This window comes from Nocardia sputi (assembly GCF_023501985.1).
The window spans coordinates 99,905-125,407 of the sequence record NZ_JAMFLC010000026.1 but is presented as its reverse complement, the minus strand read 5'-3'; the positions used below and the strand labels follow the sequence as shown (position 1 = coordinate 125,407).

Below are 25,503 nucleotides of genomic sequence, written 5' to 3'. Positions count from 1 at the left end.
TGTCCGCCCGGCCGGCGCGCGGGACCCTGACCGCCGGTCAGACCAAGTGATGGTCAACCCAGCAGGGCGACAGTCGGTGCCAGAGACACGACGATCAAGATCTTTTCCATCATCAGTGTCGGTGCCTGCTGCGATGCTGCTCTACAACGAGTTTCGGCATGGAGGACGGCGGTGAACGACAACAGCCACGACATGCCGGGATTGTTCTCGATCGAGATCGCCGCCGACCCGATGCTGGCCGGATTCACCGCCGCCCTGGCCGACCGCGACGACCTCGCCACCCGTTCGCGGGAGACCTACCTCGAACGGGTCGGGCACTTCCTGGCCTGGCTGGCCGACAACCGCGGCCACGACGACGCCCTGCACTCTCACACCGGCCGCGACCGCGCCGTCGACGCCTACCTCACCGCAGCCGTCGAGGACCGCGGAGTCGTCGGGCGCACCGTCAATCTCACCCTCACCGCGCTCACCGTCTTCTACCAATGGCTCGGCCTGGGCGCCCCAGCCACACCGCGAGTGGTGGTGGAGCCGACCAACCCCCGCACCCTCGGCCCCGCCGAGCAGCGCGCCCTGCTGCGCGCCGCGGCGGCACGCGGGCCGCGCGCGTTCGCGATGATCGTCCTGGGCCTGGATGCCGGGCCGCGGAAGTCCGAGATCGCCGCGCTCGCGTTGACCGGCCTTGATCTGGCCGACTGGCCCGGCGCCCTGGCAATCACCGACTCCAGCGGCGGTACGCGGACCGTGCCGCTGCAGCCGGGTACCCGCGCCGCGCTGGTCGCCTGGCTGGCCGAACGCCGACGCCTGCTACGCGGCCACCCCGAACAGATCGCGCTGTTCCTCACCGAGCAGGCCCCGCACCGGCGGCTGGCAGTGCGCACCGTCGACGACGCCGTCCGCGCCGTCGGCGCCGACGCCGGCCTCGACATCTCCCCCGGCACGCTGCGCACCACCGCCGAACAACGCATGCTGCGCGAAGGCCTACCGCCCGCAGTCGTCGCCGCGCGGCTCGGGCAGCAAGCACCCGACCGCGACCGGGTCCGCGCGCTGCTCGGCGGAACCGCGACGCGACCGCGTCACCGCCTCGCGCTCACCGACAGTGAGCAGCTCGATCTGTTCGGCGACATCGCGATGTAGAACGCGGGGACCGAACCGGGCGCTACGCCTGCGGTGCGGGCACCAGCGAGTCGATGCGGACGCTGAACGGGTAGCGGCCAGGCGCGTCCAGGACGGACTCGACGATCGCGTGGGTGTCGTCTTCGAGCTCCAGGACCTGGAACACCGACACGCCGTTCGCGACCAAGAGCACTCTGTCACCGACCTGAACCATGCCGGTGAGCCTATCTCGCCAGACCGACCGGTACGTGTCATTATCGAACCTATGTTCCCCTGGGTTCTGATCGTTGTGGCCTGTTCTGCGCAGGGCTTTGTGTGGAGGACGGTGTCCTGGTCGCGGTGAGTGGTCGGTCAGTGGAGCATGGCTCGCGTGGTTGCGCCCCCTGGCTACGCTGGTGAATTCCGACGTCGATCATCGGTGAACTTTCGACATCGGTTCACAGGGTCTGTGATCGGTAATGTCGGCGGAAAGCGACGTCGCGGACTCCAGCGTGTGACCTTCTGAGATTGACGGCCTGAAATCTTCAGCGATGGTTGGCCTGTCGTGCGAGGTCGCGGGAGCAATTGTCAATACTTGTGGGCCGATGATTTGTGCGGTGAGTTTCGTCATGAGGAATGGCCCGGTACAACGGCGCATCCCACCTCACTGGAGTTCTCGACGCGTGTAGCCGTTGTCGGGGATTTGCCCGGTTTTGCGGTAGTGGTGGAAGAGATGGCCTACCTCAGCCGGGGTGAAGACCTCGTGGGGATACACGGGGACAACGTGGGAGCCAGCGGTGATCTCGGTCGGTTCGGTGTCCCAGATCGGATCGTCGATCACGTGGCCTAGGGTGTAGACAGTAGCCCGTTGGCGTATCTCCACCGTGTAGCGACCACAGGAGCCGGCGGTCTGGATGAACTCTTGATGGTCTGACTGTTCTTCGTCGGTGAGATCGGTCACGGCTTTGCCTGGCGGGAGTGGCCACAGCACGAGCACGGACGGTTCGTCGTTGTTGGTGTCGCTAAGGAACGCTGAGAATTCATCGGCCTCGACCGTGGGAAAGACCGTGCGGTGTTCGTCGAAATTGATGGTCAGCGCGTGGGTCGGATTCGGCGCGGTGCCAGGGTCGTTCAGCTCACGAAGCCGGTAGTCGTCGGGGGAAACCGTTCCGGTCAGGAAGTACGCAAGAAACAGTTCGCCCGCTTCGGGTGCCGCAAAGATTTCACCTTCGTGGACGGTGACCTCGCGCCCGAGGTTGTACCGGATTGTTCGGACCGGCGAGTTTTCGGCGTCACGTCGGCCGATCCGGTACCTGGTGCCGGTCATGTAGAGCGCGACGGCAAGCGCATCGGCGGAGCCGACCGCGAGAATGCAGTTCGCGCGGGCCGCGTTGCGGGCGGTGCCCGGCATCAGGTCGGGATAGCGCCCGACAGCGCTGCGGGCCAAGGAGGAATCTGGTGTGCGCCACAGCCGAAGCGAGAATCTGACCTCACCGTCGCGGGTGGACAGCGGCCCGCGGAAATCGGTCACCTCGACCGCGCCGGCACCGGCTGTGACATACGCGCCCTCGTTGAAATCCAGGATCTTCCACATCGGTTCATCGACCATCCGACACGAGCCCCATCTCGCCGATTGACTATCTCCTGATCTGTGGACGATAGCGCGGCCGCCAATCCCATCCCGACTCTGGGGTTTGGGCCAGTGGTGATGGTTCCTCACCAAACAGCAATGGTCGCATGAGGGGTATTGCCAAGACCTGTGATGAAGTTGATTCAGGCGACATCACTTTCGGTTGATCCACCCGGTTGGGTGGGTGTGATGTCGACCGGTCGTTCGAGCAATTTGCCTTTATGGAAGATGGCGCCTGCTCGAACGAGGGCAACGAGGTGGGGTGCGTTGACGGCCCGCCATCGTGTCTGTGCGGCGTCGATAAGCTTGTAGGCCATGGCAATTCCCGCAGCCCGCGATCCGGGGCCCTTGGTGACTTTGGTTCGCAGCCGGACGGTGGCGAAGGTCAACTCGATCGGATTCGTGGTCCGCAGGTGGATCCAGTGCTCGGCAGGATACTTGTAGAACTCCAGGAGCACGTCGGCGTCGTCGACGATCTTGGCGACGGCCTTGGGGTACTTGGCGCCGTAGTCGACCTCGAAGGCCTTGATCGCGACCTGTGCCTTGTCGATGTCCTCGGCGTTGTAGATCTCCCGCATCGCCGAGATCGCACCGGGGTGCGCTGACTTCGGGAGCGCGGCAAGGACGTTGGCTTGCTTGTGGAACCAGCAGCGCTGCTCGCGGGTGGCCGGGAACACCTCGCGCATCGCCCTCCAGAACCCGAGCGCGCCGTCGCCGACAGCCAGCACCGGGGCAGTCATCCCGCGACGGCGACAACCCCGCAGCAGATCGGCCCACGACTCGGTGGACTCCCGGTAACCGTCGGTGAGGGCGACGAGTTCCTTGCGGCCGTCGGACCGGACCCCGATCATCACCAACAGGCACAGCTTCTCCTGCTCGAGACGGACCTTGAGGTGGATACCGTCGACCCACAGGTAGACGTAGTCAGTGCTCGAGAGGTCACGTTCCTGGAACGTCGTGGCCTCGTCTTGCCACTGCGCGGTCAGTCGGGTGATCGTCGTGGCCGACAATCCCGCACCTGAACCCAGAAACTGCTCCAGGGCCGGGCCGAAGTCGCTGGTCGAAAGACCATGCAGGTACAGCAGCGGCAGTACCTCGGTCATCTGCGGGGACTTGCGAGCCCACGCCGGCAGAATCGCCGAGGAAAACCGTTGCCGCTCTGCGGTATCAGCGTCGATGCGCTTGTCGTTGACCCGCGGCGCGGTCACCGCCACCGCACCCGCAGCGGTCAGCACCTCGCGTTCGCGGTGATAGCCATTGCGGACCACCAGACGCCGACCGTTCTCATCGCGCTGATCGGCGAACTGCTCGACATAGGCACTGACTTCGGCCCGCAGCGCCGCAGCCAACATCTGACGGGCACCATCGCGGACGATCTCATCGAGCAGCGATCGACCGCCAGCGCCGTCGGCCTCATTGGCTGATTGCGCATCGTGAACTACCGTGAGCACGGGCGTACCTTCCCAACCAGCGCGCCAACGCCGGCCTTGATCGAATACCTGAATCCGTGATGATCATCTTCGGAAAGGTGCGCCCACTTTCACGCCACCTCGCCCAGGCTCATCCACAGGTCTCGATCATTGCTCCAGGTCGCGGTAGTGGGCGAGCGTCCGGCGGTTGATGCCGAAGACTTCGGTGACTCCGGAGACGGTGGTTCCCGGCTGGTCGAGGAAGTGCAGCGCCATCGCACTTTGGTTCGGGACAGCGGGGGCGGACGGCGCTTCCGAGGGCGTTCGGGGCGGATTGTCGTGTCGAGGTGCACGGCTCGCTGGACGGATTTGAGGCTGGGAGGTGCGGGCCCGCCGACCTGGTGAGCGGCGAGGAGTTCACGGTGGACCGCGGAAGCGTTGCCGGCGAGGTGGTGCACTCGGTCTCGCAGATCTTCGTCGAATCGGAACCGGGCCCGCTCCCTCAGCGGGTATGGACTACGGCTGCGGGCAAGCCATCGCCAGAAGGTCCGCTCGCTCACCGAGCATTCAACGGCCAGGCGCCGGACGTGATCGGTGGTGAGCTCGCCGGCGCGGGCGACTCGCGCGAGTTCCCGTCTCACCCGGTCACGGAGTTGATGTCAAGGATGCGTTCGATCTGGGCGACGAGGCGGCTGGTGAGCCGGAAGTTGCCGCTGGCGATGCGGGTGATTGCGGCGACGGCTTCGGCCGTGGTGAAGTCGTCGGTGTCGCCGAGGGCGAGGTGTGGCCAGTGTTTGGCCAGGACGAATGCTTGTTCTTCGGCCGATAGTGGCTGGTAGTGGTGGACGAATCCGACGCGGCTGTACAGCTGCGGGTAGCCGGTCAGCCGCTTCTCGATGCCGGGCATGCCGATCAAGATCAGTCCGAGGCTGCTGCGGCCGTAGTGGTCGCGGAGTTGTTCCAGCGCAGGCATTTTCAGTCGATCAGCCTCGTCCACGATCAGCAACTCGGTGAAGCCGTCGCTGCCGTGGGGGAGGTTGTGGGCGCGAGAGTCATCCCATCCGATGCTGCGCAGCAGCGCCAAGCGCTGGGCCATGTTGCGCAGATCGGTGTCTATGTTGCAGGCGGTAGCGCCGACCACCGGGGTGTAGAACAGGCTGTGCCAGTTGTCGCGATCGCTGCCTTGGGCGTAGTTGACGTGCCAGTTCCACAGCCGCGGCTCGATGGAGTCCCAGGTCGCGTACCGGCGGGCGGAAAGGGTCTTCCCGCCGCCAGGTGGCCCGTAGCACAGTCCGAAGTAGCGGTCTCGACGGCAGGCGTCGGCGAACTCGGTGAACCGGCGATGTTCTTTGGTGACCAGGAACATCCGCACCTACAATCTGACCCGGCACAGCGAAATCGGTCAGCCACCCCAGACCAGTTGGGAGAAAGAAGGATTCCTCCCCCGGCTGCCCGAGACCCTTCGGCAGCTGGACCTGCTGCTACTGACCGTCGCCACCCCGCGGACGGTGCACCCGGACGGCATCCACCACCAGTCGCTGCGCTATCTGGATCCAGTGCTCGCCGACTACACCGGTGAGCAGGTCACCGCGCGCTACGACCCGCGTGACCTGGCCGAGATCCGGGTGTTCTACCGCGACCAGTTCCTGTGCCGCGCCATTTGCGCCGACCTGGTCGTTTTCCGAACGTCCACCGAATCTGTCGGCGGCCGAGTGAGCCGCTGCGGCCCGTTGCACCGCACGCACCCTGTCACGCGCGATGCCCGACATCGGTAGGCCGCGTGTACTCGCGCTCCTTCTCCGAGGTGCAGACGACGGCTATTGCCGATTCGCTTCGAGGCGTTCTCCGTTTATCTCGCCGCGGACCCACCGGACACACTCGGGTCGATCACCCGTACCCATCCGACAGAACTCTTCCAAGGCTTGACGAACTCGGGTAACAGGAAGCGCACTTCGCCGGTCAAAGAACAGTGGACAACCTGGATCGGAGAGAACTCGCGGATCGAAGTCGGGAGGTGTGGGATTGTCCGATACCCAGCACCATTGAGACGTCTCGTCACCGGACTTGCCAGCCCGGTCCGGAGACACGTACCAGATAAGCCCACCGTAGCCGGTAGCGCAGTTGACTCCGACGTGCAGGAAGTTATCCGGCCACCAGTCACGAGTCCGGGCAGTATGACGCCCGTCGGCGAACATGAACTCCGCGTTACCGTGCTCGCCGTCGATCCCTGGAGGCGAGATCCGCTGGGGCCGTGTAACCATCATGACAAGTTCCGACATCTGCGGCCACGTCTGCGCGTAGTAGTACGTGGCGCCGATACGCACGTTGAGGATCAAGCTCTGCTCCGGAGTTCTCTCGACTGGATACTCAAGAACAGACCTCGGCTTTCCTCGGCACACGCGCTCGAGCATCGGCACAGCTTGCTAGCGGACATCGTCGAACGTCAGCTCGACCAGGCTGGGACGCCGGCCTGCGACGTAGGCGGTTGCGGGATGGTGCGCGACAAAAGCACGAAGCTCCCGACCTGTCCGGGATCGTCCTGCCCAATTCCGGAATGACCGACCCTGCTGTTGCAGGAAACCGCAGCGTCAGTGACAACTGCCAGATCCCGTCGTCCTCGTCAGGTCCGATCGCCTGCCGGGTGATGCCATAGGTGAACACACCGGCACCGTAGAGGCTGTCGTAGATGCCCCACTGAAAAAGGAGCATGTCACCATCGCTTCCAGCGATGTCGGCAGGGGCTGCATCCTGGAGGCGGTTATCAGCATAGAAACTGGTCATCGCCTCGATCGCCGCCACGGCATCCAAGTCGGCAACAGTGATCTCCCGGCCGTGCAAGTAGCGACCGAAGCCAGCTTCCAAATCGACGATTCGCATCATTTCACCCACAAACTTCACCTCCGATCGGGACTGGCCGAATCTCACTCAACAGGCCGTACCCAGCTTTACAGCGACTCATCATGCCTGGCTCACCAGCAATGAGAGCACACTGACCATGGCGCCCACCGCATGCGAACTCGTCTGATCCGCGTCGGCAGCTCGATTTCGGCGATCACCAGTCTCCGGATCCCGGCCGAGGCGAGAACCCTTCAGGGGGAGATTCGGCGCTGAGAACGCGCGGGATGGCCCCGGGCCAAGTCAGAACTGGCAGGGTGAGAGAAGCCGGGTCAGGAACTTTGTCGACTGCTGGTGAAGTTAGCCGGTACGGCGCCGTCGATGTCAAACGAGCGGTGAAGATTGACGATGCGGCCAACTACCACTGAAGATTCCCGGCCATCTACCGGTGAAGATCACATCCAGCGTGTCGCACGGGTAGGCGTGTCTGGTTGTCCGCTTCTGCCGACTTGTCGATGGCGGTATCGCCGCTGCAGTATTCCCTCGATGAGGGGTTCCGGTAGTAACCGCCGAAAAACCAACATATATGGCGTATCTGCTGGTCAGGGTCGGCGTTCGGCTCCCGGGCCCAGGATCGAGGTCAGCTCGCGCATCGCCCGGTGGCACGGCCCGAAACTCACTCGCCGCGACGAGCGGGTACATGGCAAGCGCTCTGGTCCGGATCGAGGCCGTGAAATGAACCGCATCGTCCGCGCCGCCCACGCAGCGGCCTGCGAAGCACACGGGAGAGAGCTAGGAATGGCGTTTGTGTATGTGCTGCTCAATCAGAAGGCGGCGTGGGGAAGAGCACCCTTACGGTGAATCTGGCGGCTGTCACCGCCGAAATAGTCAGTGACCACAGCAGCGGCCCGAGCCATGCCTACATAGCGCCTTGGCCAGCTGTGGCCGCGCCGGTGCATCCTGACGGCGGTTATTGGTGAGATCTGAAATCTGACGCCGTCGACGGGCGTCCGGCGGCTTGGGCGTGTCCGGCGAACGCACGCCATCAGCGGGCTCGGTCACCCAGTGAATCGGTGTTCATGCTCCGAGTTGGCGATTGATGTGGCTTTGGAGCAGCTTGATCGCGAGATCGTGGCGGTAGACAGCCGCCATGTCCATCGGAGTACGCCCGGCAGGGTCGGGCAGGGTGGGATCAGCGCCGAAGGCCAGCAGTACCGCGGTCAGGTGAACGCTCAACGGTTCACCGTTCTGGGCGGCGCCATCGCCCTCGGCATCGATGGCGTGCGTCAGCAGCGTCATGTCAACAAAGACTTCGTCGGGATCACTGCCCTCGGCCAGTAGGCGAGCCAGCCTCGCCACATCGAAGTGCTCGATCGCATGATGTGCCGGAGTCCAGTATCCGTGCTCGTCACTCATCAGAACAGTCAATCCGAAACCACCGCCCTATGCTCGCGCTCGGTTCACGAAAGCACGCTCATGCTGCGCTGGTCCGAACTGGTCACAGTCCGGTGTCAAGCTGAACAGTGACGTCAGATTTCGTGATTCACCGATGCAGCCACCAGCTGGCAGGAATATGTCTCACAAATGATCGTTCACGAGACACTGTCGGCGGCAACGCCTTTGCGCAGTCCGGTTCTGTAAAGGTTGCCGTGTACGCGGCAATGTCAATCTGTCGGGGGTTACCGATACATTCCGTGCATGCGAATCGGCTACGGGCGGGTCTCCACCCGCGATCAGCATCCCGAGGCCCAGCACGACGCGCTTACCGCGGCCGGGTGCGAGCAGATCTTCCTCGACAAGGCCTCCGGCAAGCTCGCCTCCCGTCCCGAACTCGACAAGGCGCTGCTGGTGGCCAACCGGGAAGGCGATCAGCTGGTGGTCACCAAACTCGACCGGCTCGGCCGCTCTCTCGAGCACCTGATCGAGCTGTCGAAAGCCTTGCAGGAGCGGGGCGTAGATCTGGTGGTTCTGGACCAGGGCATCGACACCTCCACCGCTCTGGGGCGGATGTTCTTCCAGATCCTCGGCGCCATCGCCGAATTCGAGCACGCCCTGATGTCCGAACGCACCCGCGACGGCTTGGCCGCCGCGCGCGCCCGTGGACGCACCGGCGGCCAGAAGCCGAAGCTCGGCCCCCGGCAGGTACAGCTGGCCCGGGCGATGTACGACGAACTCGATGAGCGCGGCAAGCGCCGCTACACCGTCGACCAGATCGCCGCCGAATTCGGCGTCACCGCCCCACCATCTACCGAAACCTCGGGAAATCACGCGGGTAGACCTGCTTTGCGGCTCGGACCAGCTTCAGACCGACATCGTCGCACCAGACACCGGCAGCCCACCATCACCGCTGGTCCAGGCAACTCCGTTGTTTTCCGCGCGACTACTACCGGAACCCCTATTGGCAATACATTTTGGGTCATGCGGTGTCACTGAGGCGCTTCGTAGGCTCCGGGTCGTTCCTATTCGGCCTCAGGAGAAGAGAACTCAATGCTTAAGTCTCGGTTGTCAGTACGTGGCTCAATACTCGGTGCGTTGTTCAGTGCTACCGTTCTGATGGGTGGTGGCGCCGCGGGCGCGGACCCGATTCCGCTCGAAGCGCCCGCCGCGGTGCCGGAAGCCGACGTCGTCGTCGGTGGCCCCTGCCTTCCGACCAGTGAATCGGTACTGCCCTGCCTGATCAGCAGCCTGTCGTCGGGAGTTGTTCGACCCTAAACCCCGCGGACCGAAACGCCCGCCCACCCCCGCGCGACGGGCCGCCCGAGATGGAGTCGATGTAGAGCAGATGCGTGAGCTTGTGCCGCATGTTCTTGGTCTGCCCGGCAGCCGCTGACCAGTCGTCATGTGGCCAGCGAATCCCTTGGATCTGAGCAGCTTTCCGGATTTTTGCTGGCGGTTTCACTCTGTCCAGCGGGTCCCCGGTAGGGCCCGCTGGATCGAAGTAGATGAAGTTTAGGGGTTCGGGTAGCAAGCGCCAAAAAAACAACACATTTGGGCTTGCCCCGGATAACAGCCCGTTATCCGGGGTAACAGACCTGATCGGTGCCACTTGGTGAAAGAGCCCGGGGCGCGGATGCGCCGGAATTGGTCCACTTGCGCTCAGTCCATCGTGATAACGACCTTGCCGTGGGCTTTGCCCTGTTCGACGAATCCGAGGGCTTCGAGGGTTCGGGCGAACGGGAAGGTCCGGTCCAGGACCGGCTGCAGGACGCCGGCGTCGTAGAGGGCGGCAAGGTCACGCAGTTGCGCTCCGTTGGCTTGCATGAAGAAGAACTCGTACCGCGCCCCCCGCTTCTTCGCGGCGTTGCGGATGTTGCGGCTGAGCAGACCCAGTGGCAGCCTCATGAAACGCGGCAAGCCCAACTGCTTGGCGAGGCCGGCGTCGGGTGGGCCCGCGACTCCGATTGCCAGGCCTCCGGGTTTGAGTACGGTGACGGACTTTTCGAGGTTCTTCCCGCCGAGCGAGTCCAGTACGAAGTCGTACCCGGACAGCACCTGCGAGAAATCTTCCTTGGTGTAGTCGATGACGCTATCGGCGCCGAGCCTGTGCAGGCGATCTGCGTCGCGACCGTTCGCGGTCGTGGCGACGTGCGCGCCGAGATGCTTGGCAAGTTGGATGACGGTGGAGCCCAGGCCTCCGGCACCGGCGTGAACGAGGACCTTCTGACCGGGTTGCAGGTGTGCGCGGTCGACCAAGACCTGCCAGGCGGCGAGAGCGACCAGCGGAACCGCTGCAGCTTCGTGCAAACTCAGCGAGACCGGCTTGGGTGCCAGATCGGCCTGATCGATCGCGATGTACTCGGCGAAGGCTCCGATGCGCAGATCACGGGGCCGCGAATAGATCTCGTCGCCCACCGCGAAACCCTGTACCGCCGAACCGACCTCGGTGACCACTCCCGCGACGTCGTGTCCGAGGACGAATGGCTTGCGATACTTGAGCAGCTGCTTGAACTCGCCGTTGCGGATCATCACGTCCAACGGGTTGATGCTCGCCGCGCTCACCTTGACCAGCACATCGGTAGGACCCACAGTCGGCACCGGCACCGCTGCAGCACCCAGGCCGTCCTTGCCGTATTTCCGAACGACGAACGCCTTCATGACAAATCCTCCTTCTGATGGCGGGGCGGCATCGAGGCCGTCGCGGGTACCTCGTTCTCCGTATCGCGCGCCGACCAAACTCTTCATGAGGTTGCTTGTTGTTGGGGCCGCCTGAAGAGTGAAGGTGCCTGTACGCGTTACGTTTCGAGAAGCTTCTGGGCATTGCTGATCCCAGAGACCAGGATCTCGTCGGACAGCGCCGGGTCGGAGACGGCGCGGGCAAGTTGCAAGGTGGCGACGAGGATGGTGAACAGTCCCAGTGCGGTGGTACGCGCCCCGGCGGGATCAGCTCGGGACAAGCGGGCGGCGATCTCGTTGACGATGGCTTGCATGCCGTGGGTGTAAGCCTGGCGCACGGCATCGTCGCAGCGGCCGACCTCGTCGAGCAGGGCGGCGTTGGGGCAACCCAATTCTGGATGGTCGCGATGGAACGGCGAAAGATACTCGCGCACGAACTCCTCGATTGCTGCGCGCCCGGGTGGTAGCACGCTCAGGGTTTCGTGCTGGATGCGCAGCTGATCGGCCATCACGTTGGCCACCAGATCGCTCTTCGAGGCGAAGTGCGCATAGAACGCGCCGTTCGTCAGGCCTGCATCCGACATCAGTGTCGCGATGCCCGATGCGTCGATGCCGCCCTGCTTGAAGCGCGCACTAGCGGTATCAATGATCCGGCGCCGGGTTTCGGCTTTGCGTTTCACGTCATATCTCGGCATTGCTGCTGACTTCCTGATCGCCGTCGAAATCTCGTACTTGCCAAAGTCTACCGCACAGGCTTACGGTCGTAATATTACGATCATAAGCTAATGTGCGGGCTTGCTGTACGAACAGGTGCCCTGAACCTGCAACCAGCACGAAATACGCGAATCCAGGCCGCACTGACCGGACTCGAGACACGCAGCGCCATCGCCCCCTGATCGCACTCGTCGGACAGCTACACCGGATCTACTGGGAAGGCCCGCAATGACTACCTGGAAAGACGCACCCAACCGCACCATCGATGTCAACGGCACCACTTTCACCTACCGCGAACTCGGCAAACCCTCCGAGGTGCCCGTGGTGTTACTGCACCATCTGACCGCGGTCCTCGACGACTGGGATCCCCGCGTCATCGACGGCATCGCCGCACACCATCGCGTCATCGCCTTCGACAACCGCGGCGTCGGCGCCACCGCAGGCTCGGTGCCATCCACCGTCGAACAGATGGGCACCGACGCCATCGCGTTCATCCGCGCACTCGGTCTGCAGAAAGTCGATCTGCTCGGGTTCTCACTCGGTGGCGGTGTCGCACAGATGGTGGTCCTGCAAGCACCCGAACTGGTCCGCCGCCTGATCGTGGCCGGGTCCGGGCCCCGCGGTGGCGGCGGCATCGACAAGATGGGCTCCATTGTCGGCCTCGCCTACCTCAAAGCGTTGCTCACCCTCAGCGACCCCCGCAACTTCCTGTTCTTCCCCCGCAATCCCGAAGGCAAACAGGCCGCGGCCGACTACCTGCGCCGCCTCAAAGAACGCACTGCCGACCGCGACAAGCGGATCTCGATCCAGGCTGCCATCGCCCAGATCAAGGCCATCCGGCACGCCGGCCGCTCCCAGCCCGACGACCTGTCCGTCATCACCCACCCGGTCTTGGTAGCCAACGGCGATAACGACCTCATGGTCGCCAGCAGCCACTCCGCCGATATGGCGCGCCGGCTGCCCAACGCACAACTGAAGATCTACCCGAACTCCGGGCACGGCGGCATCTTCCAGCACCACCAGCGCTTCGTGCCCGACGCGTTGCAATTCCTCGCCGACTAACCATCCGGCTACCAGCAGAAACCGACAACACGTCGATGTGCTCCGACCACCGCACCCACCGCCAACCACCAACTGCATTCAACCCGATCCCAGGAGGAGTAAGCGCCATGAGCACCGCCGACGAGCCAGTCATCACCTCATACGCGAACGCACCCGCGAAGACCCTCATCGCGGGAGGCACCACGTTCGCCTACCGCGAACTCGGCCCGAAGGGCGGCATCCCCGTCGTGTTCTTCGTGCACCTGGCCGCGACCCTGGACAACTGGGACCCGCGCATCGTGGACGCGATCGCGAAAACCCGTCACGTGATCACCTTCGACCAGCGGGGCGTCGGAGCCTCCTCCGGCACCGTCCCCGACACCATCAAGCAGGCAGCCGACGACGCATACACCTTCATCACCAAGGGCCTCGGCTACGACAAGATCGACATCTTCTCGTTCTCCATGGGCGGCATGATCGCCCAAGACCTCGTCGTCAAGCACCCTGACCTGGTCCGCAAGCTCGTCCTCACCGGCACCGGACCCCGCGGCGGGAAGGACATCGACAAGGTCGTGGGCGTGACTTACTGGGACATCTTCCGTTCCGTGATCACCCGCTCGGACCCGAAGGAGTTCCTCTTCTTCAACCGCGACAGAGTCGGCAAGAAGGCCGGGAAGGCGTTCGTGGAGCGCCTCCAGGAGCGCACCGTCGACCGCGACAAGCCCATCAGCATCGCGGCGTTCCGCACCCAACTCAAGGCCATCCAGCGATACGGCCGCTCCGCGCCGTCGGACCTGTCGGTCATCACCCAGCCCACCCTGATCGCCAACGGCGACAACGACCGCATGGTCCCTTCCATCCTCTCCACGGACCTGCACCAGCGGATCAAGGGATCCGAGCTGATCATCTACCCGAACTCCGGACACGGCGGCGTCTTCCAGTACTGGGAAGAATTCGCCCCCGTCGCCGCGAAGTTCCTCGCCCCCTGACCTGCCGAGCGCACACCAAGAGAACGGAAGGGCATGACCATGCATGTGTAAGTCACGTGTCATCCGACGTGGGGCGAGCCGACTGCTCATATCGAGTTTTCACCTCGCCGTACGGCAGGACGTGCGACCAAAACAACGGGGTGGGGCCGCGTTGGGTCCTCGACGGTGAGCAGCCCGTCCAAGTCCGCTGGCACCCCTGAACTCGCGCGGGTCAGAACAGCGTGTCACGCACCCGCAGCGGCCGGTACCCGGTCGGCCCGAGCTGGGCAAGTTCGGCGTCGATGTCGACCTCGATCGCGCCGAAGAAGTTGATGTTCTCGCTGTGCGCCGGGCTGATGTGGGCCAGCACATCGTCATCGATCCGTCGTCCGGACCGGCGCATCTGTTCGACCGCGAGCCCGGTACTCGGTGGTCCACGCAATCACGGCGTTCGTAGCCAGGGTCAGGCACCACGCTTGTTCGGTCTGGCCCTCCAGATGCCGGGCCCGGATCATGCCCTCGTGGGCATAGAGCAGGTCCCGGCGCAGCGCGTGCAGGGACTCGCCCTTGTTGAGCTGGCGGGAGATCTTGCGCCGATAGTCCGGGTCGGACAAATACTTCGCGGCGTAGATGGTGCGGCGCATCGCCCCATACTCCTTGAGCGCCGCCGCGAGCGCGTTCTGGCGACCGGACGCGGACAGCTTACCGACCAGCAGGGATGCGGTGGCATGCCCGAATTTCAGTGATCCAGCCAACCGGAGCAGGTCGTCGTAGGGGGTCGAGGAACAGAACCGCCCGATCCGGCGCTAAGGATTTATGGCGGATAGTCGACCACTATCTGCCGTAGGCTGCGAGTCGTCCTGGCGTGATGACGGTTCCGCGCCCGGGCGACTCGGGAAACTATCTACCGTAGAGCTGGAGGGTGTTCGGGTGGGATCGGTGCGGACGCTTCCGGCGAGAACGGCTGGGGTGCGACTGGCGGATGCGGTGCGGGTGTATCTCGCCACGATCCCCGCGGTGAATACCCGCCGCGGTTACGCTGCCGCGCTGGATCGGTTGGTCCGCGATTTCGGTCGGATAGCGGCAAGGTCGACCGTTGCGTCGGGTGCATGTGGAGACGGTGGTGCCCGCCGACGTGTGGTGGGTTCTGTTCGTTTCGGCGATTCCGGCTTTCCGTAATGCGGTTCGCTGGAAGAATATCCGCGTATGAAACTTCTGGTGTGCGCGCTCACTTTCGCTGCCACTATGGCCACCCTGACAGTGACCGCCGCGCCCGCCGTCGCGGCCGTCACCGGCACCGTGCAGGTCGACGGCCTGCGATACCGTCGCTGTCCCCAGAGCTTGTGCGACACGATGGGCCAGTACGTTAAGGGCACCATAATCCACATGGTGTGCTACACCCGCACCAACACCACTGTCCTCAATGGAGACCCCTCGTGGGCCAAGCTGACGAATGGCTGGTGGGTGGCGCTGGCGGGCGGGGCGTACGTTTATTGGACGGACCCCCTGCCCCCCTGCTAGTCGCTGTCCGCGGCTGCCCAGAGGCGCTGATGCCCGGAGGCATTCGGCCAGCTCCCATCTGCATTCCGCCCGGCTCACGATGTCCGGGACGTCGTCACCAGGTTCCGTCACCGGCCTGGCTCTGAGCCTGGCAGTAGGCGGATGAGCCTCTACCCCCTGCCTGGGGGCTGCGGTTGCAGAATCCAGGTTCGAATGAGGTGTCGTGAAACGATCGGTTCTCCGACACTCGCTTGGGAGGGTCTGTCGCGTCCGAGCCTGGAGCCAAGAGGCCCTCACCGCCCACTGTTGTTGCGATACGGATCCCCGGACGGTGGGTAGCGCCAGCCCATGCCGTTGCATGCCCCGCAGTCTTCGTACTTGATCTGATCGAGATCCCGCTTGCTTTCGGGGTCCTTTCGGCGGCGACCGGATCCATCGCACACCGAGCACTCAGACCAAGTGTCAGGTACTCCCACAGGCCGCCGCCGCGCCGAGTTGGACCGCCGAAAGATTCCCATACGTCAATGCTATGACCCCGCCCCAGGGGGAGAACACGATCCGCAGCTCTGCCGCTAACGGTGTTCGCGAACCGATCGATTCACGAACGCTGCTCTGGCCGGGCGGTAGGTTCCGCACGAGGGTTCAGCGCCTTTCACGCGGCGGTGGCTCGGGAGACTATCTGCGGTACGGGTGGGAGGTGGGTCGTGGGACGGGCTCGGATGCTGCCGACGCTGGTGAGTGGTGTGCGATTGGCCGACGCGGTGCAGATTTACCTGGCCACGATCACGGTGTCCAACACGCGTGCAACCTATGCGGCGGCGCTGGACAGGTTGGTGGCCGATTTCGGTGCGGACACGAATGTGGCGCTGCTGGATCGGGAACCGGATCGGGTCGCAGGCTGGTTCACGTTCGTGTGGGGCGGCAAGGCTCCCAAGACGTTCAACATCCGGTTGACCGCTCTCGCGGCGGCGTGCGGGTGTTGGCGCGAACAGCAGTGGCTGGCGGGTGATCCGTTGGTGCGGTTGCGGGCCCGGCCCGCGCCCCCGGATACCAGTAAGGCACTGAGCCGTGAGCGGGTCGCCGAGATTCTGGGATCGGATGCGGCGCTGCGGGAACGGGTGTTGTGGCACATGCTGTACGAGTCCTCGGCGCGTACCGAGGAGGTGCTGATGCTCGATGTACCCGACCTGGATACGGCGAACCGGTGCGCGGTGGTGACCCGTACGGGCGGGGCGCGGGAGGTCATCGCGTGGCAGACCGGCGCGGCGCGGTTGTTGCCGCAGATGCTGGCCGGCCGCAAATCCGGTCCGTTGTTTCTCACCGACCGCAGAGCGCGGCCTTCTGTGGCCCGCAACGATATCGACCCCGTCGACCGGGCGGGCGCGCCTTTCGTATCGGCGTGCGGCGGAGTTGTTCGAGACTCACACCGAAGGTTTCGACGACGGTCCGTACACGCTGCACCAGTTGCGGCATTCGCGGCTGAACCCGCCGAGGACGAAGGCTCGACGCCGGTGCTGATGAAACTGTCTGGGCATACCTCCGTACGCAGCCTCGCCAAATACGCGCGGGTCTCCGACGACGGGCTACGGCGGTATCAAGCCGACAGCGACCCCGCCGCACGGCGGCGAGCAGGCCGGTGATCAACATATGAGATCCGCGACCATGCCCGATGCGTGCGTCGGAGGCGGCGGCCAGCGATGAAGGGCGTGCACGGTGAGCTATTGCACCAGTTGCAGCGGATGGCGGACGACATGATCGAACTGCTCAGCCGTCGGACCGGTCCCCACCTGCATGACACGTTGGGCGACGTGGCCGATGAGTTCCGCGCGGCGCGCGGAACATTTGGCGATGCCGACGAGCACAGCGCGCGCGAGCTCGAGAAAGCAAGCGAGGGACGGAGCCCCGAACACACGGGGGCGGGCCCACTCGAAGATAATGTCCATTCACCACCGCGCCTGATCGATCGGTCCATCCCGGGTCAGCGATACTACAAACAGGATACGGCGAACCCACGGCTCCACGCTGAGGGTAAGATTTTGGGTAGCAGTCTCTTCGTAAGCCTCAGAACTAAAATGGAAAATGGACAACGGTCGACTCTGCTGAGCGGTGAGGAACAGTTCCAAGCAATTCTGAAATTCTTCGAAGGTAAGTTCACTTCGATAGTAGGGAATTGGCAATTCGGATCGAACCTTGCCGGCTTAAACGAGCTCACTGCTAAGGGATTGTCACTAGAGGCCGCGGCGGCGAGGACATGGACTGGAAAACAAGCTGCTAAAGCGGGGTTCGGAAGGGTAGAAATTGTGAACGTCCAGGGTAGCCCCGGAGAGTACACCAGTGCAATGGTGGAGTTTACCCAATGAACTATTACGAGCCGAGGTTCGACGAAGGGGCTGCCGCACTAGCGGCCTCAAAATATCGAGAAGGCTGGGTTCCCTCTCGCATACTTCGAGAGATGTTGACACTCTATCCAGGTGTGTCGACGCTCGACTTGATTGAATTGATGCAGAACGCATTCAATCTACCTTATCCGGCCGTTCAATGCATCGGGGGCTGGTGGATGGACGGGACTGGCGAACTCTCCGATACTGAACTTGACGCTTTCCTGATCGAAGAAATTGCGAAAGTTTGGCCGTGATCGATCCGTGCCAACCGCCGGGGACTCACCGGCCGCCGGAATCGGTCGGTTGTCCATGCTGATCAGCCCGGCTCTCGTCCTCTGGCGGGTCGCTGGGCGCGGGGTCGAGAAGCACGGTCGCGGCCACGTCGAACCGATGCGAGGTTTCGCTCGTGCGGACGATCACGACACCGGGTTCGTAGATGATGCACTCGATGGGGTGCCCGTCGAGCAGGCGCCCCAGGTCGCTTGCGCCGAGACCGGCGACCTTCTTGGGACATTTACCCGCCACTCGGGGGTTCACGTCGGGCGCACAGGTTCGGCACCGCTTCAGAACCGTTTGGGCGGCTTCTTCGCGAGTGACAAGCTGGCCCGCAACGCGCCACTGGTATCCCCCGCTACCTTCGCCCTCGTTGATCTCGGTGTAGCGAGCCTGGATCGTTTTCGGGTCGTCGGTCTCGGTGACCCAGTACCACGAGGTCGTAGGCCACAGGTTGCCCCGCAGGGTCGGACAGTCGACGGAGTGGATCTTGTTGTGGACGTAGTGGGACCGGCCGTTCTCGATCGCCGCAGTGATCCTGTCCTCGTACGCCTGCAACCATCTCTGGATCTCACGCACCGCGTCGCGGATGGGGATCTGTTCAGGTGCGTCGTGCTCGCAGGAGTACCGCTTCCTGAAGGTGATATAGCCACTCTCGCTGCTGGATTCAGCCATGGATCATCCTTCCGACCTGTCAGGGGTTGGGCGTATGGTGCCCCACCATGCCCTACTGGCTGCCTGACTGGGCAGAATCGCATTTGCGGGGTGTGACCCGCGAGGAAGTCGACCAGGTGCTCACGGCACGCCGACGGTGGCCGCGTCCATCGACGGGCGGCCCGATCAGGGTCACACTGATAGCAGCACGAACCGCATCGGGCAGGCCCGTGCTGGTCGCGGTCAGGGAAGTGGCTCTGTTCGAGTCGCTGGTGGTCGCGGCCGGTGAGCTGGCCGGTACGGATCTGGCCGCGTTCGAGAAGTGGGAGGTGCAGGCAGATGAGCCATACGAGGGATGACGCCGCTGATGCGGTGTACCGCGAGCTCGTCGACGCCTTCGGCGAGGACTGGAGCATCGACGACTTCCGGCCCGACCCCGACGCGGCACCTGTCGAGGTGGAGCGTCCGGAGCAGCCCGGCGAGCTGATCGTCACCCGCACCGTGGAGTTGCGCATTCCGCTGTTGATCGAGCAGCGGCTCACCGCCCGCGCCGAGGCCGCCGAGGCCAGCGTCGACGAGCTGGTCTCCGAGTGGGTGACCGCCGAGGCGGCCGCCGACGACACCATCAGCCGAGACGAGATCCTGGCGTTGCTCGCCCGCCGGCACCGACGCTCAGCCTGACCACCGACACGACGAAGGGCCTCGCCATCGGCGGGGCCTTTCTGCTGTGTCGGGGTGGTGACTGGATGTCTTCGATCCGGATGCTGGCTACAGCGAAGTACCGCACGACCTGAGCAGGGCAGAGTCCGGTTTCGCGCACGAAAATGAGGGCCTGGTGGTTGGGTCTCGAGGTGCTGCCGCGCTCTCCCTCAGCAAGAGAGCTTGCCCCGGTCCTGGCGCACCGACGCGGGTGTCCCTCCCTTAGACCGTCCAAGTCCATAACTTGCTCTCCGGAATCGTGCGTATTCATGGTGAGTGAAGCTTCTTCGGCGGGAACTGGCCCGGGTTCGTGCTGTGGTCGTGCGAATCCCGACGAGTTCCGGGCAAACCGCGCCGTGGTTGCATTGGCGAATAAGTGACGCCAATGATCGGTGAACCTTGACGGCATCCCAAACCGTGCGGATGTCGTGTTGGTGAATCCTGACGTCCCCGTCGTCGGATGCGTGTTGCCAGCGGTGCCGCTTCGGAGCTGTTCACGAATGCTGGCGCCACACCAGACCGCAGACTCAGCTGCCGAGCAGTCGCGCGGCTGGAGCGCGTCATGCCGTTTTGCACCTCTGGGCCAGATCGCGTCACGGCGGCGGTACGCCTGCTTGTCCTATTCCCAATAGGGCGAAGTGGAAGCCCGGGGAATGCACAGCGTGGCGGTAGAACTGGACGATGAGCACCAGTGTGGTAGTCGGTTGTGATTCCGAAGACTTCTTTGTGATTGGTAGCGAATCCCCGCCAGAGCTCGCGCTCAAGAACCCGTTTGAGGCGACCGGCGTCCATACCGGCGTGAACGCGTATGTCAGCGTGTCTGTTGATGTTCTCGATCAACCACCGGCGCGTTTCGACGAGGATGCCTATGCGACAGTCTTGGAGGACAGCCTGCAGGTCAGCGCTGGCAAGCTGAGGTTCGTCGATCCTGTCGGAGTCGAAGACGACGCGGCGGTCGCGGCTCCGAATGGATGGCTGCGACTGCGGATCGCGCTGAAGTACGACCCCTATGGCGACGAAGTACTCGACGAGTCCTTGCGTCATGAACAGCACGTCCGGCTCCAGTGCTGGCCTGCAGAACCCGCCGGCTATGTGCTGATCAAGGGGTGGGACCCACACGCCGGACTACACATCAAGCCACTCGACGGAGCATGAATGCCCCAATCGGCGGGTCCCTGAGGACGTTGGTGGCGTGCGTTCGTCAGACACAACCGACGCCGCCGGAAGCGCCCGTCGGCGCGTCAGACTGCGCCGGTGCCAGCAGTATCAGCCCGTGCTGAAGGTGACCTCGTGGGGAGAATGGAGTCCGTGGTGGTGTTTGACCGAGTCGACGCTGAGCGCGAATCGGAGTTCGCCCTTCTCGCGGCTGATGTGGTAGCCGACCTGGAGTTCCTGGGCGTCCTGGTCTTCGACGCGGGCGACAGCACCAAGGGGACTCAGGTGCCCCCTGGTCACGCCTATGTCTTCTACGACCCGATCATCGACGGGATGCCCGGCGTGTACGTCGCGTGGGAACCGAGCGACCAAGCGGTTGACGCGATCACCGGCTTGGCTGCCGCGCCGCCGCGCCGCAAACGCCTCGTCCACGCCGGCTGGCGGGCGATGATCGACGCGTTGGCCGACACCTTGGCCGCTGGCGGCTGGTCGCTCGACCGCTCGGACACCGGCACCTACGAGCTGACTATCCGGGTCGTCGGACCGCCGGAGCCTGGATAAACCAGTTCCGACTGGTTGCCGAGGGCGCAACCCTGCGGGTGGACCCGCCTCTGTCGTGATCCCGGATTCCGTGCCCGAACGGAGTTCCGGACTCGCGATAAACAACGACAACGCCTTGCCCAGCAAAGATGTCCTGCGATGGCCGCGCTGGAATCGAGTCCGCTGGTATCACCAGTTCTGTATCAAGTCGAAAGGGCCTCTATGTGGCTGGTCGTCGAGGAAGCTGATCGCACGCAGTGGGAGTACACCCCGTTCGAGCACGTGGGGCCGCTGCGCTTCGAGATGAATCACGAGCAAGCGTCCGCTGTGATGCGAACGCAGGGATTCGACGGCAAAATCTATCCCGGCTCGCCGAAACACCCTGGCCTCGATCAGCGGGCCGACTTTCGTCCCGCCACCGGAGGTGGCTACCTGCCAGCCGTCACGGTGTACTACAACACCGAAGGCATGCTGGCCAGTGTTGCCGTCGAGGCGGGCTGCGGACCTCAGGTCTGGATGCACGGTCTTGGATTGGTCGGGCGAGTACCTTCCGAACTCACCCGGCAGTGGTTCGAGTACGCCGACGAGCATGACCTGGATCTCACCATCTCCGCCGACGGCGACGCGGCCTCGGACGAGCTGGGATTCACGGTGCTCGCCCAGCGCGTAGGCGACATTCTGCTCACCCGCCCGTTCTTCGCGATCCCTGAACGAAGCTGGGCGAACACCGTCTACGACAGCCTTCCTGGAGACGAAACACACCTCTTGTGATGTAGCGCGCCTGCATGTCAGCTTCCGTGGAAGTCCTAGGTCAGCTGATTCTCGTTCACGCAATTCCCCAAGGTGAGGTTCACGTATTCCCCAGTGGGTGGGACCGGACGGTCAGCCAAACACGACGCCGGGTGAATCTCGGGGACACCCAGCGGTCACTTCACCAGCACAACCGAGTGCTGGTTGGTTACTTGGTCGCTCGGATGTGGCGGTGGTTACTCGGCGAGGGTGCGTGCGATCGTGGCGTATTCGACTGCGGTCTTGTCGCTGAGACCGAACGCTTGTGCCAGGTGCAGCGGGTCGCTGCCGAGTGAGAGTGCTTCTTGCAGAACGCGGTCGGCGCGGATCTGCTCGAGGTCGATGCCGAGCAGGCCGAGGTTCCAGGTCAGGTGGTAGTCGGAGACCGGTGCGGTGCCCAGCACGGAGTCGCGTGAGACGATGACGTGGCGGTTCGGGGTGTGCGGCCAGTTCTCGTGCCGGTGGCCGAGCCACTCTGTCACGACGGCGTAGGTGAATTCGGTGAGCAGGTGGCTGGTTGCGCCGATCCGGATCCGGCGCGCGGAGAGGTCGATGTCGTCGAGCAGGAGGTGTCGCAGCGCGGTGGCGCGGGCGGCGTAGACGGCCACCAGGGCGACGATGACTCGCTGGAGTGGGGTTATCGCGGTCGCTGTGACGGTGTCGACTTGCTCGGTGGTCATGGGCAGTATCGAGCGGTGTGGCGCGCGGCCTGCGTGCAGGCGGCGGGTCGGGTCGGAGAAGATCAGGCGATGTCGTTTGGCGAATCCGAACAGCGACCGCAGGGCGACGAAGGTTCCGTTTCGTCGGTGGCCGGTCAGGGTTTTCAGCACGGCTGAGACGTCTTCGCGGGTGACTTCGCGCAGGTGCGGGCGGGCCGGGGCCCATGCGATCAGCACTGGGTGCACTCGGGCGAAGTAGGCGTGCAGTGTGGCCTCGGCGCGGGGGCGGGCCCGTGGCTCGCCGTCGTGCAGCGCGAGCAGCCAGGCCCGGACCTCGTCACGGAATCCCGCTGGGAGCGTGGCAGTTCGGCGGTCGATCCATTGCTGCGCGCGCGAGTCGCTGTCGTGGATCAGCTGGCCGCAGTCGTCGAGCACGTGAGCCACGATGCGGGACTGCCAGATGTTGCCGAGCTCGGCGCGCACTTGGCTGAGTCTGATCGGCTGGTCACTGTGACGGGTGGCCAGCACTCGGCGCGCCTGGTCGGCTCGGCGCAGCAGTGTCGGCGCGCTCCAGTTGCCGATGTGGGCCAGATCGAAGAGTCGCTCGAGGACTTCACGGTCGACCGCGCTGGTGCAGCCGCCGAGCAGATCGACGACCGCGACATCAGCGAGCTGTGGAATCCGGCGGCGGGCTCGCTCCCAACGCACCCGGTGGCCGACGCAGCCGTCGGGGCGTCTTCGAACATGTCCGTTATCTAACTGACACACCCGGACTGACACACAAAGGCGAGTGAAAGTCGGTGCGCGCTGGGCCCGGCGGGCGTATCCCGGAGGAGGGGCCGAGGTACGGGAAGGAGTGCGTCATGTCGAAGTCTGGTGGGAAGGGCCACGGCGGCGGCAAGATGACCGCCGCGGCTGCGTCCCGAGTCCAGTCCGCGGCCGCGAAGAACCCGGGCAGCAGCTCGGCGAAGTCCGGCTTCGCGTCTCCGTGCTCAGTCGAGCGCGGCGAAGTCCGGTAGCGGTAAGAGCGGCGGGAAGAAGTAGACCCCAGTAGGCAGGGCAGCCCCGGAACGTTGGGTGTTCCGGGGCTGCCCTGCCTACTGGGTGTTCAGTCGGTGCCTTGGTAGCGCGCCCATATCACCGGCAGTTGGTCGAGGGGGAAGCGGAAGCCGCGGCAGCGGCCGATTTCGTGGCCGGGGTGCTCGTCGTCGAGTTCGGTGTGCGGGTGGTCGACCACCCAGGTCAAACCGGCGTCTTCGCGGAGCCAGGCGTACACGTCGAACCACAGCCCGTCCAGGCCCTCTCCTGAACTTCCAGGCCGACACCGATCCCGCCGCGCGTCACCATGGTCGCCGGTCGGCCGAATAGTCTCTGGCCGGGGCAGGAACATGAGGAGTATTGAGACATCTATCCCGTTGTGCGAATCGGCATTTCATGGCCTGCGCCAATCGAGTCGGGCTCTGCCGACACCGTGACCTGGGATATGACAGAACGAATGTGTTAATTTGCCCTGAAGGTCACCCTGTTCTAATTTCCCTTTTGCGCGAAGCGGCATTTTATGTCCTCTCTGGCGAGCCGATAGCGTCGGATTAATGGAGTGGAGTTTTCTCGCGGCCGAAGAGCTTTTGGCTGCTTTGCGTGCTGGTGAAGTGACCTCGATGGAACTGACCGAGGAGGCGATCGCCCGTATCGAGCGCGACGACAAGGCGATTAACGCGATCTGTGTGCCGGACTTCGATAATGCGCGGGCCGCCGCGCGCGCTGCGGACCAGGCGCGCGCCCGCGGCGAGGACCGGCCGTTGCTCGGTATTCCGGTGACGGTCAAGGAGTCCTACAACATCGCCGGGCTGCCCACGACCTGGGGCATGCCGGCATACAAGGACTATGTGCCCGCCGAGGACGCGATACAGGTTTCGCGTTTGCGGGCGGCCGGCGTGGTGGTGCTCGGTAAGACCAATGTGCCGCTCACGCTGAGATATTGGCAGAGCTTCAACGAGATCTACGGCACCACCAACAACCCATGGGATCACGACCGCACGTCGGGCGGGTCCTCCGGCGGATCGGCGGCGGCGCTGGCGTCCGGGTTCGGCGCGCTGTCCATCGGCTCCGACCTCGCCGGTTCACTGCGCGTCCCCGCGCATTTCTGCGGTGTCTACGCACACAAGCCGACACTCGGGCTGGTGGCGTCCCGCGGTATGGTCGCGCCACCGACACCGGCCACTGCCTGTCGACCACGATCTCGCCGTGGTCGGTCCGATGGCGCGCACCGCCCGCGACCTGACGTTGTTGCTGGACGTGATGGCCGGACCGGACCCACTGACACATGGCACCGCGTTCGACTTGGCGCTGCCGGTCGCGCGCCATCAGGAGCTTCGCGATTTCCGGGTGCTGATCCTCGAGGAGCATCCGCTCATCCCGACCGGGTCCGCCGTCCGGGCCGCGGTGAACCGCGTCGCCGACGCACTCGCCGGGACCGCCGCCCGCGTCGAACGGCACAGTCCGTTGCTGCCCGATCTGGCCGAAGCGGCGACGGTCTACATACAGTTGATGATGTCGAACGCCGCCGCGGGGTCTCCGGCGGAGGAATACGAGCGGCTGCGGACCGCGGCCGCCGGACTCGACGCGGATGACCACAGTAGCCGTGTGGATTGGTTACGTAGCGCGGTGTTCAGCCATCGCGACCGGGTGCAGGCGAACAACCGCCGCGAACTACACCGCCATGGCTGGCGGCAGCTGTTCGCCGAGTTCGACGCCGTGGTGTGTCCGGTCACCCCGACCCCTGCGTTTCCGCACGACCACCATTCCGACCCCTGGGAGCAGCGGATCGATATCGACGGCGTCGGGTACCCATACCGGGATCTGCACGCCTGGCCCGGCGTGGCGACCATGCCCGGCCTGCCGGCCACCGCTATACCTGCGGGCCGCTCCCCCGAGGGCCTGCCGGTGGGGGTGCAGCTCATCGGTCCGATGTTCGAGGACCGCACCCCGCTGCGGCTGGCCGAACTGCTCGAACAGAAGATCGGCGGCTTCCAGGCACCGATGTAGGGCGTA

At 64.4% G+C, this 25,503-nt stretch carries 29 protein-coding genes and 2 pseudogenes; 18 read left to right on the top strand and 13 right to left on the bottom strand.

Annotation, left to right across the window (positions count from 1 at the left end; all coding sequences use genetic code 11):
- Nucleotides 1–171: 171 nt before the first annotated feature.
- A complete protein-coding gene (locus tag M8859_RS30155; protein WP_195072437.1) occupies nt 172–1,134 on the top strand; it encodes a tyrosine-type recombinase/integrase in 963 nt (320 codons plus the stop codon).
- A gap of 22 nt (nt 1,135–1,156) precedes the next feature.
- Here M8859_RS30155 and M8859_RS30150 read toward each other — a convergent pair whose 3' ends face one another.
- The 4 genes from M8859_RS30150 to M8859_RS30135 form a co-directional block, all read right to left on the bottom strand.
- Nucleotides 1,157–1,327, bottom strand: coding sequence for a hypothetical protein (locus M8859_RS30150; protein WP_195072436.1), 171 nt, complete (start codon nt 1,325–1,327; stop codon nt 1,157–1,159).
- Between the two features lie 429 nt (nt 1,328–1,756).
- A complete protein-coding gene (locus M8859_RS30145; protein ID WP_159930830.1) occupies nt 1,757–2,701 on the bottom strand; it encodes a hypothetical protein in 945 nt (314 codons plus the stop codon).
- 164 nt (nt 2,702–2,865) lie between these two features.
- Entirely contained in the window at nt 2,866–4,173 is a 1,308-nt protein-coding gene (locus tag M8859_RS30140) for an IS256 family transposase (protein ID WP_249645207.1), read from the bottom strand.
- A gap of 595 nt (nt 4,174–4,768) precedes the next feature.
- Complete coding sequence (locus M8859_RS30135; protein WP_195072435.1) at nt 4,769–5,497, bottom strand: AAA family ATPase; 729 nt, start codon at nt 5,495–5,497, stop codon at nt 4,769–4,771.
- On the opposite strand from M8859_RS30135, the gene M8859_RS30130 reads away from it, so the two are divergent.
- Entirely contained in the window at nt 5,484–5,906 is a 423-nt protein-coding gene (locus M8859_RS30130) for a Mu transposase C-terminal domain-containing protein (protein WP_159922161.1), read from the top strand. The genes M8859_RS30135 and M8859_RS30130 overlap by 14 nt on opposite strands.
- Nucleotides 5,907–5,948: 42 nt before the next feature.
- Here M8859_RS30130 and M8859_RS37745 read toward each other — a convergent pair whose 3' ends face one another.
- The 3 genes from M8859_RS37745 to M8859_RS30120 all read right to left on the bottom strand — a co-directional run bounded on the left by M8859_RS37745 (nt 5,949) and on the right by M8859_RS30120 (nt 8,382).
- A complete protein-coding gene (locus tag M8859_RS37745) occupies nt 5,949–6,326 on the bottom strand; it encodes an Imm1 family immunity protein (protein WP_370523782.1) in 378 nt (125 codons plus the stop codon).
- 172 nt (nt 6,327–6,498) lie between these two features.
- Complete coding sequence (locus M8859_RS30125) at nt 6,499–7,020, bottom strand: hypothetical protein (RefSeq protein WP_159922163.1); 522 nt, start codon at nt 7,018–7,020, stop codon at nt 6,499–6,501.
- 1,023 nt (nt 7,021–8,043) lie between these two features.
- Nucleotides 8,044–8,382, bottom strand: a complete 339-nt coding sequence (locus tag M8859_RS30120) for an ankyrin repeat domain-containing protein (protein ID WP_159922164.1) — start codon at nt 8,380–8,382, stop codon at nt 8,044–8,046.
- Nucleotides 8,383–8,664: 282 nt separating this feature from the next.
- On the opposite strand from M8859_RS30120, the gene M8859_RS30115 reads away from it, so the two are divergent.
- Together M8859_RS30115 and M8859_RS30110 are read left to right on the top strand one after the other, a co-directional pair.
- Complete coding sequence (locus M8859_RS30115; protein WP_236565341.1) at nt 8,665–9,399, top strand: recombinase family protein; 735 nt, start codon at nt 8,665–8,667, stop codon at nt 9,397–9,399.
- 99 nt (nt 9,400–9,498) lie between these two features.
- Nucleotides 9,499–9,678 carry a hypothetical protein gene (locus tag M8859_RS30110; RefSeq protein WP_159922165.1) on the top strand — a complete coding sequence of 60 codons (180 nt, stop codon included), beginning with the start codon at nt 9,499–9,501 and terminating at the stop codon, nt 9,676–9,678.
- 384 nt (nt 9,679–10,062) lie between these two features.
- Here the strand turns inward: M8859_RS30110 and M8859_RS30105 are convergent, their stop codons facing one another.
- Both M8859_RS30105 and M8859_RS30100 read right to left on the bottom strand, forming a co-directional pair.
- The gene (locus M8859_RS30105) at nt 10,063–11,061 is read right to left on the bottom strand and encodes an NADP-dependent oxidoreductase (RefSeq protein ID WP_249645206.1); all 999 of its coding nucleotides are present in this window, start codon (nt 11,059–11,061) and stop codon (nt 10,063–10,065) included.
- A gap of 137 nt (nt 11,062–11,198) precedes the next feature.
- Nucleotides 11,199–11,759 carry a TetR/AcrR family transcriptional regulator gene (locus tag M8859_RS30100; RefSeq protein ID WP_308221235.1) on the bottom strand — a complete coding sequence of 187 codons (561 nt, stop codon included), beginning with the start codon at nt 11,757–11,759 and terminating at the stop codon, nt 11,199–11,201.
- Between the two features lie 262 nt (nt 11,760–12,021).
- On the opposite strand from M8859_RS30100, the gene M8859_RS30095 reads away from it, so the two are divergent.
- Nucleotides 12,022–12,855 carry an alpha/beta fold hydrolase gene (locus M8859_RS30095; RefSeq protein ID WP_195071853.1) on the top strand — a complete coding sequence of 278 codons (834 nt, stop codon included), beginning with the start codon at nt 12,022–12,024 and terminating at the stop codon, nt 12,853–12,855.
- A gap of 107 nt (nt 12,856–12,962) precedes the next feature.
- Complete coding sequence (locus M8859_RS30090; protein ID WP_249645204.1) at nt 12,963–13,823, top strand: alpha/beta fold hydrolase; 861 nt, start codon at nt 12,963–12,965, stop codon at nt 13,821–13,823.
- A 211-nt stretch (nt 13,824–14,034) separates the two neighbouring features.
- Here the strand turns inward: M8859_RS30090 and M8859_RS30080 are convergent.
- A pseudogene (locus M8859_RS30080) lies at nt 14,035–14,575 on the bottom strand (Tn3 family transposase); the annotation flags it as partial.
- A 472-nt stretch (nt 14,576–15,047) separates the two neighbouring features.
- Between M8859_RS30080 and M8859_RS30075 the strand changes: the two are divergent.
- From M8859_RS30075 to M8859_RS30060, 4 genes are all read left to right on the top strand, one after another.
- Nucleotides 15,048–15,323 (top strand): hypothetical protein, encoded by a 276-nt coding sequence (locus tag M8859_RS30075; RefSeq protein ID WP_249645203.1) that lies wholly within the window; start codon nt 15,048–15,050, stop codon nt 15,321–15,323.
- Nucleotides 15,324–16,006: 683 nt separating this feature from the next.
- Entirely contained in the window at nt 16,007–16,942 is a 936-nt protein-coding gene (locus M8859_RS30070) for a site-specific integrase (RefSeq protein WP_249645202.1), read from the top strand.
- A 57-nt stretch (nt 16,943–16,999) separates the two neighbouring features.
- Nucleotides 17,000–17,662 (top strand): hypothetical protein, encoded by a 663-nt coding sequence (locus M8859_RS30065; RefSeq protein ID WP_195141077.1) that lies wholly within the window; start codon nt 17,000–17,002, stop codon nt 17,660–17,662.
- Entirely contained in the window at nt 17,659–17,937 is a 279-nt protein-coding gene (locus M8859_RS30060; RefSeq protein ID WP_195141078.1) for a hypothetical protein, read from the top strand. Before M8859_RS30065 ends, M8859_RS30060 begins: the two co-directional genes overlap by 4 nt.
- A 25-nt stretch (nt 17,938–17,962) precedes the next feature.
- On the opposite strand, the gene M8859_RS30055 is transcribed toward M8859_RS30060, so the two are convergent.
- Complete coding sequence (locus M8859_RS30055; RefSeq protein ID WP_249645201.1) at nt 17,963–18,631, bottom strand: hypothetical protein; 669 nt, start codon at nt 18,629–18,631, stop codon at nt 17,963–17,965.
- A gap of 47 nt (nt 18,632–18,678) precedes the next feature.
- On the opposite strand from M8859_RS30055, the gene M8859_RS30050 reads away from it, so the two are divergent.
- From M8859_RS30050 to M8859_RS30030, 5 genes are all read left to right on the top strand, one after another.
- Entirely contained in the window at nt 18,679–18,969 is a 291-nt protein-coding gene (locus M8859_RS30050; protein WP_195141080.1) for a hypothetical protein, read from the top strand.
- Nucleotides 18,950–19,291, top strand: coding sequence for a hypothetical protein (locus tag M8859_RS30045; protein WP_195141081.1), 342 nt, complete (start codon nt 18,950–18,952; stop codon nt 19,289–19,291). Before M8859_RS30050 ends, M8859_RS30045 begins: the two co-directional genes overlap by 20 nt.
- Nucleotides 19,292–19,990: 699 nt before the next feature.
- Entirely contained in the window at nt 19,991–20,464 is a 474-nt protein-coding gene (locus tag M8859_RS30040) for a hypothetical protein (RefSeq protein ID WP_195141082.1), read from the top strand.
- A gap of 156 nt (nt 20,465–20,620) precedes the next feature.
- Nucleotides 20,621–21,025, top strand: a complete 405-nt coding sequence (locus tag M8859_RS30035) for a hypothetical protein (protein ID WP_195141083.1) — start codon at nt 20,621–20,623, stop codon at nt 21,023–21,025.
- Between the two features lie 138 nt (nt 21,026–21,163).
- Nucleotides 21,164–21,775 carry a hypothetical protein gene (locus M8859_RS30030; RefSeq protein WP_249645200.1) on the top strand — a complete coding sequence of 204 codons (612 nt, stop codon included), beginning with the start codon at nt 21,164–21,166 and terminating at the stop codon, nt 21,773–21,775.
- A gap of 215 nt (nt 21,776–21,990) precedes the next feature.
- Here the strand turns inward: M8859_RS30030 and M8859_RS30025 are convergent, their stop codons facing one another.
- Nucleotides 21,991–23,160, bottom strand: a complete 1,170-nt coding sequence (locus M8859_RS30025) for a site-specific integrase (protein ID WP_195141084.1) — start codon at nt 23,158–23,160, stop codon at nt 21,991–21,993.
- A gap of 155 nt (nt 23,161–23,315) precedes the next feature.
- Between M8859_RS30025 and M8859_RS30020 the strand changes: the two genes are divergently transcribed.
- Nucleotides 23,316–23,471, top strand: coding sequence for a hypothetical protein (locus tag M8859_RS30020; protein ID WP_249645199.1), 156 nt, complete (start codon nt 23,316–23,318; stop codon nt 23,469–23,471).
- An 89-nt stretch (nt 23,472–23,560) separates the two neighbouring features.
- Here M8859_RS30020 and M8859_RS30015 read toward each other — a convergent pair whose 3' ends face one another.
- Nucleotides 23,561–23,728 (bottom strand): hypothetical protein, encoded by a 168-nt coding sequence (locus M8859_RS30015; RefSeq protein ID WP_249645198.1) that lies wholly within the window; start codon nt 23,726–23,728, stop codon nt 23,561–23,563.
- Nucleotides 23,729–24,044: 316 nt separating this feature from the next.
- Here M8859_RS30015 and M8859_RS30010 point away from each other — a divergent pair.
- Both M8859_RS30010 and M8859_RS30005 read left to right on the top strand, forming a co-directional pair.
- Nucleotides 24,045–24,596, top strand: a pseudogene (locus M8859_RS30010) (amidase family protein); the annotation flags it as partial.
- 100 nt (nt 24,597–24,696) lie between these two features.
- On the top strand, nt 24,697–25,497 hold the full coding sequence (locus tag M8859_RS30005; protein ID WP_249645197.1) for an amidase family protein: 801 nt from the start codon (nt 24,697–24,699) through the stop codon (nt 25,495–25,497).
- Nucleotides 25,498–25,503: the final 6 nt, after the last annotated feature.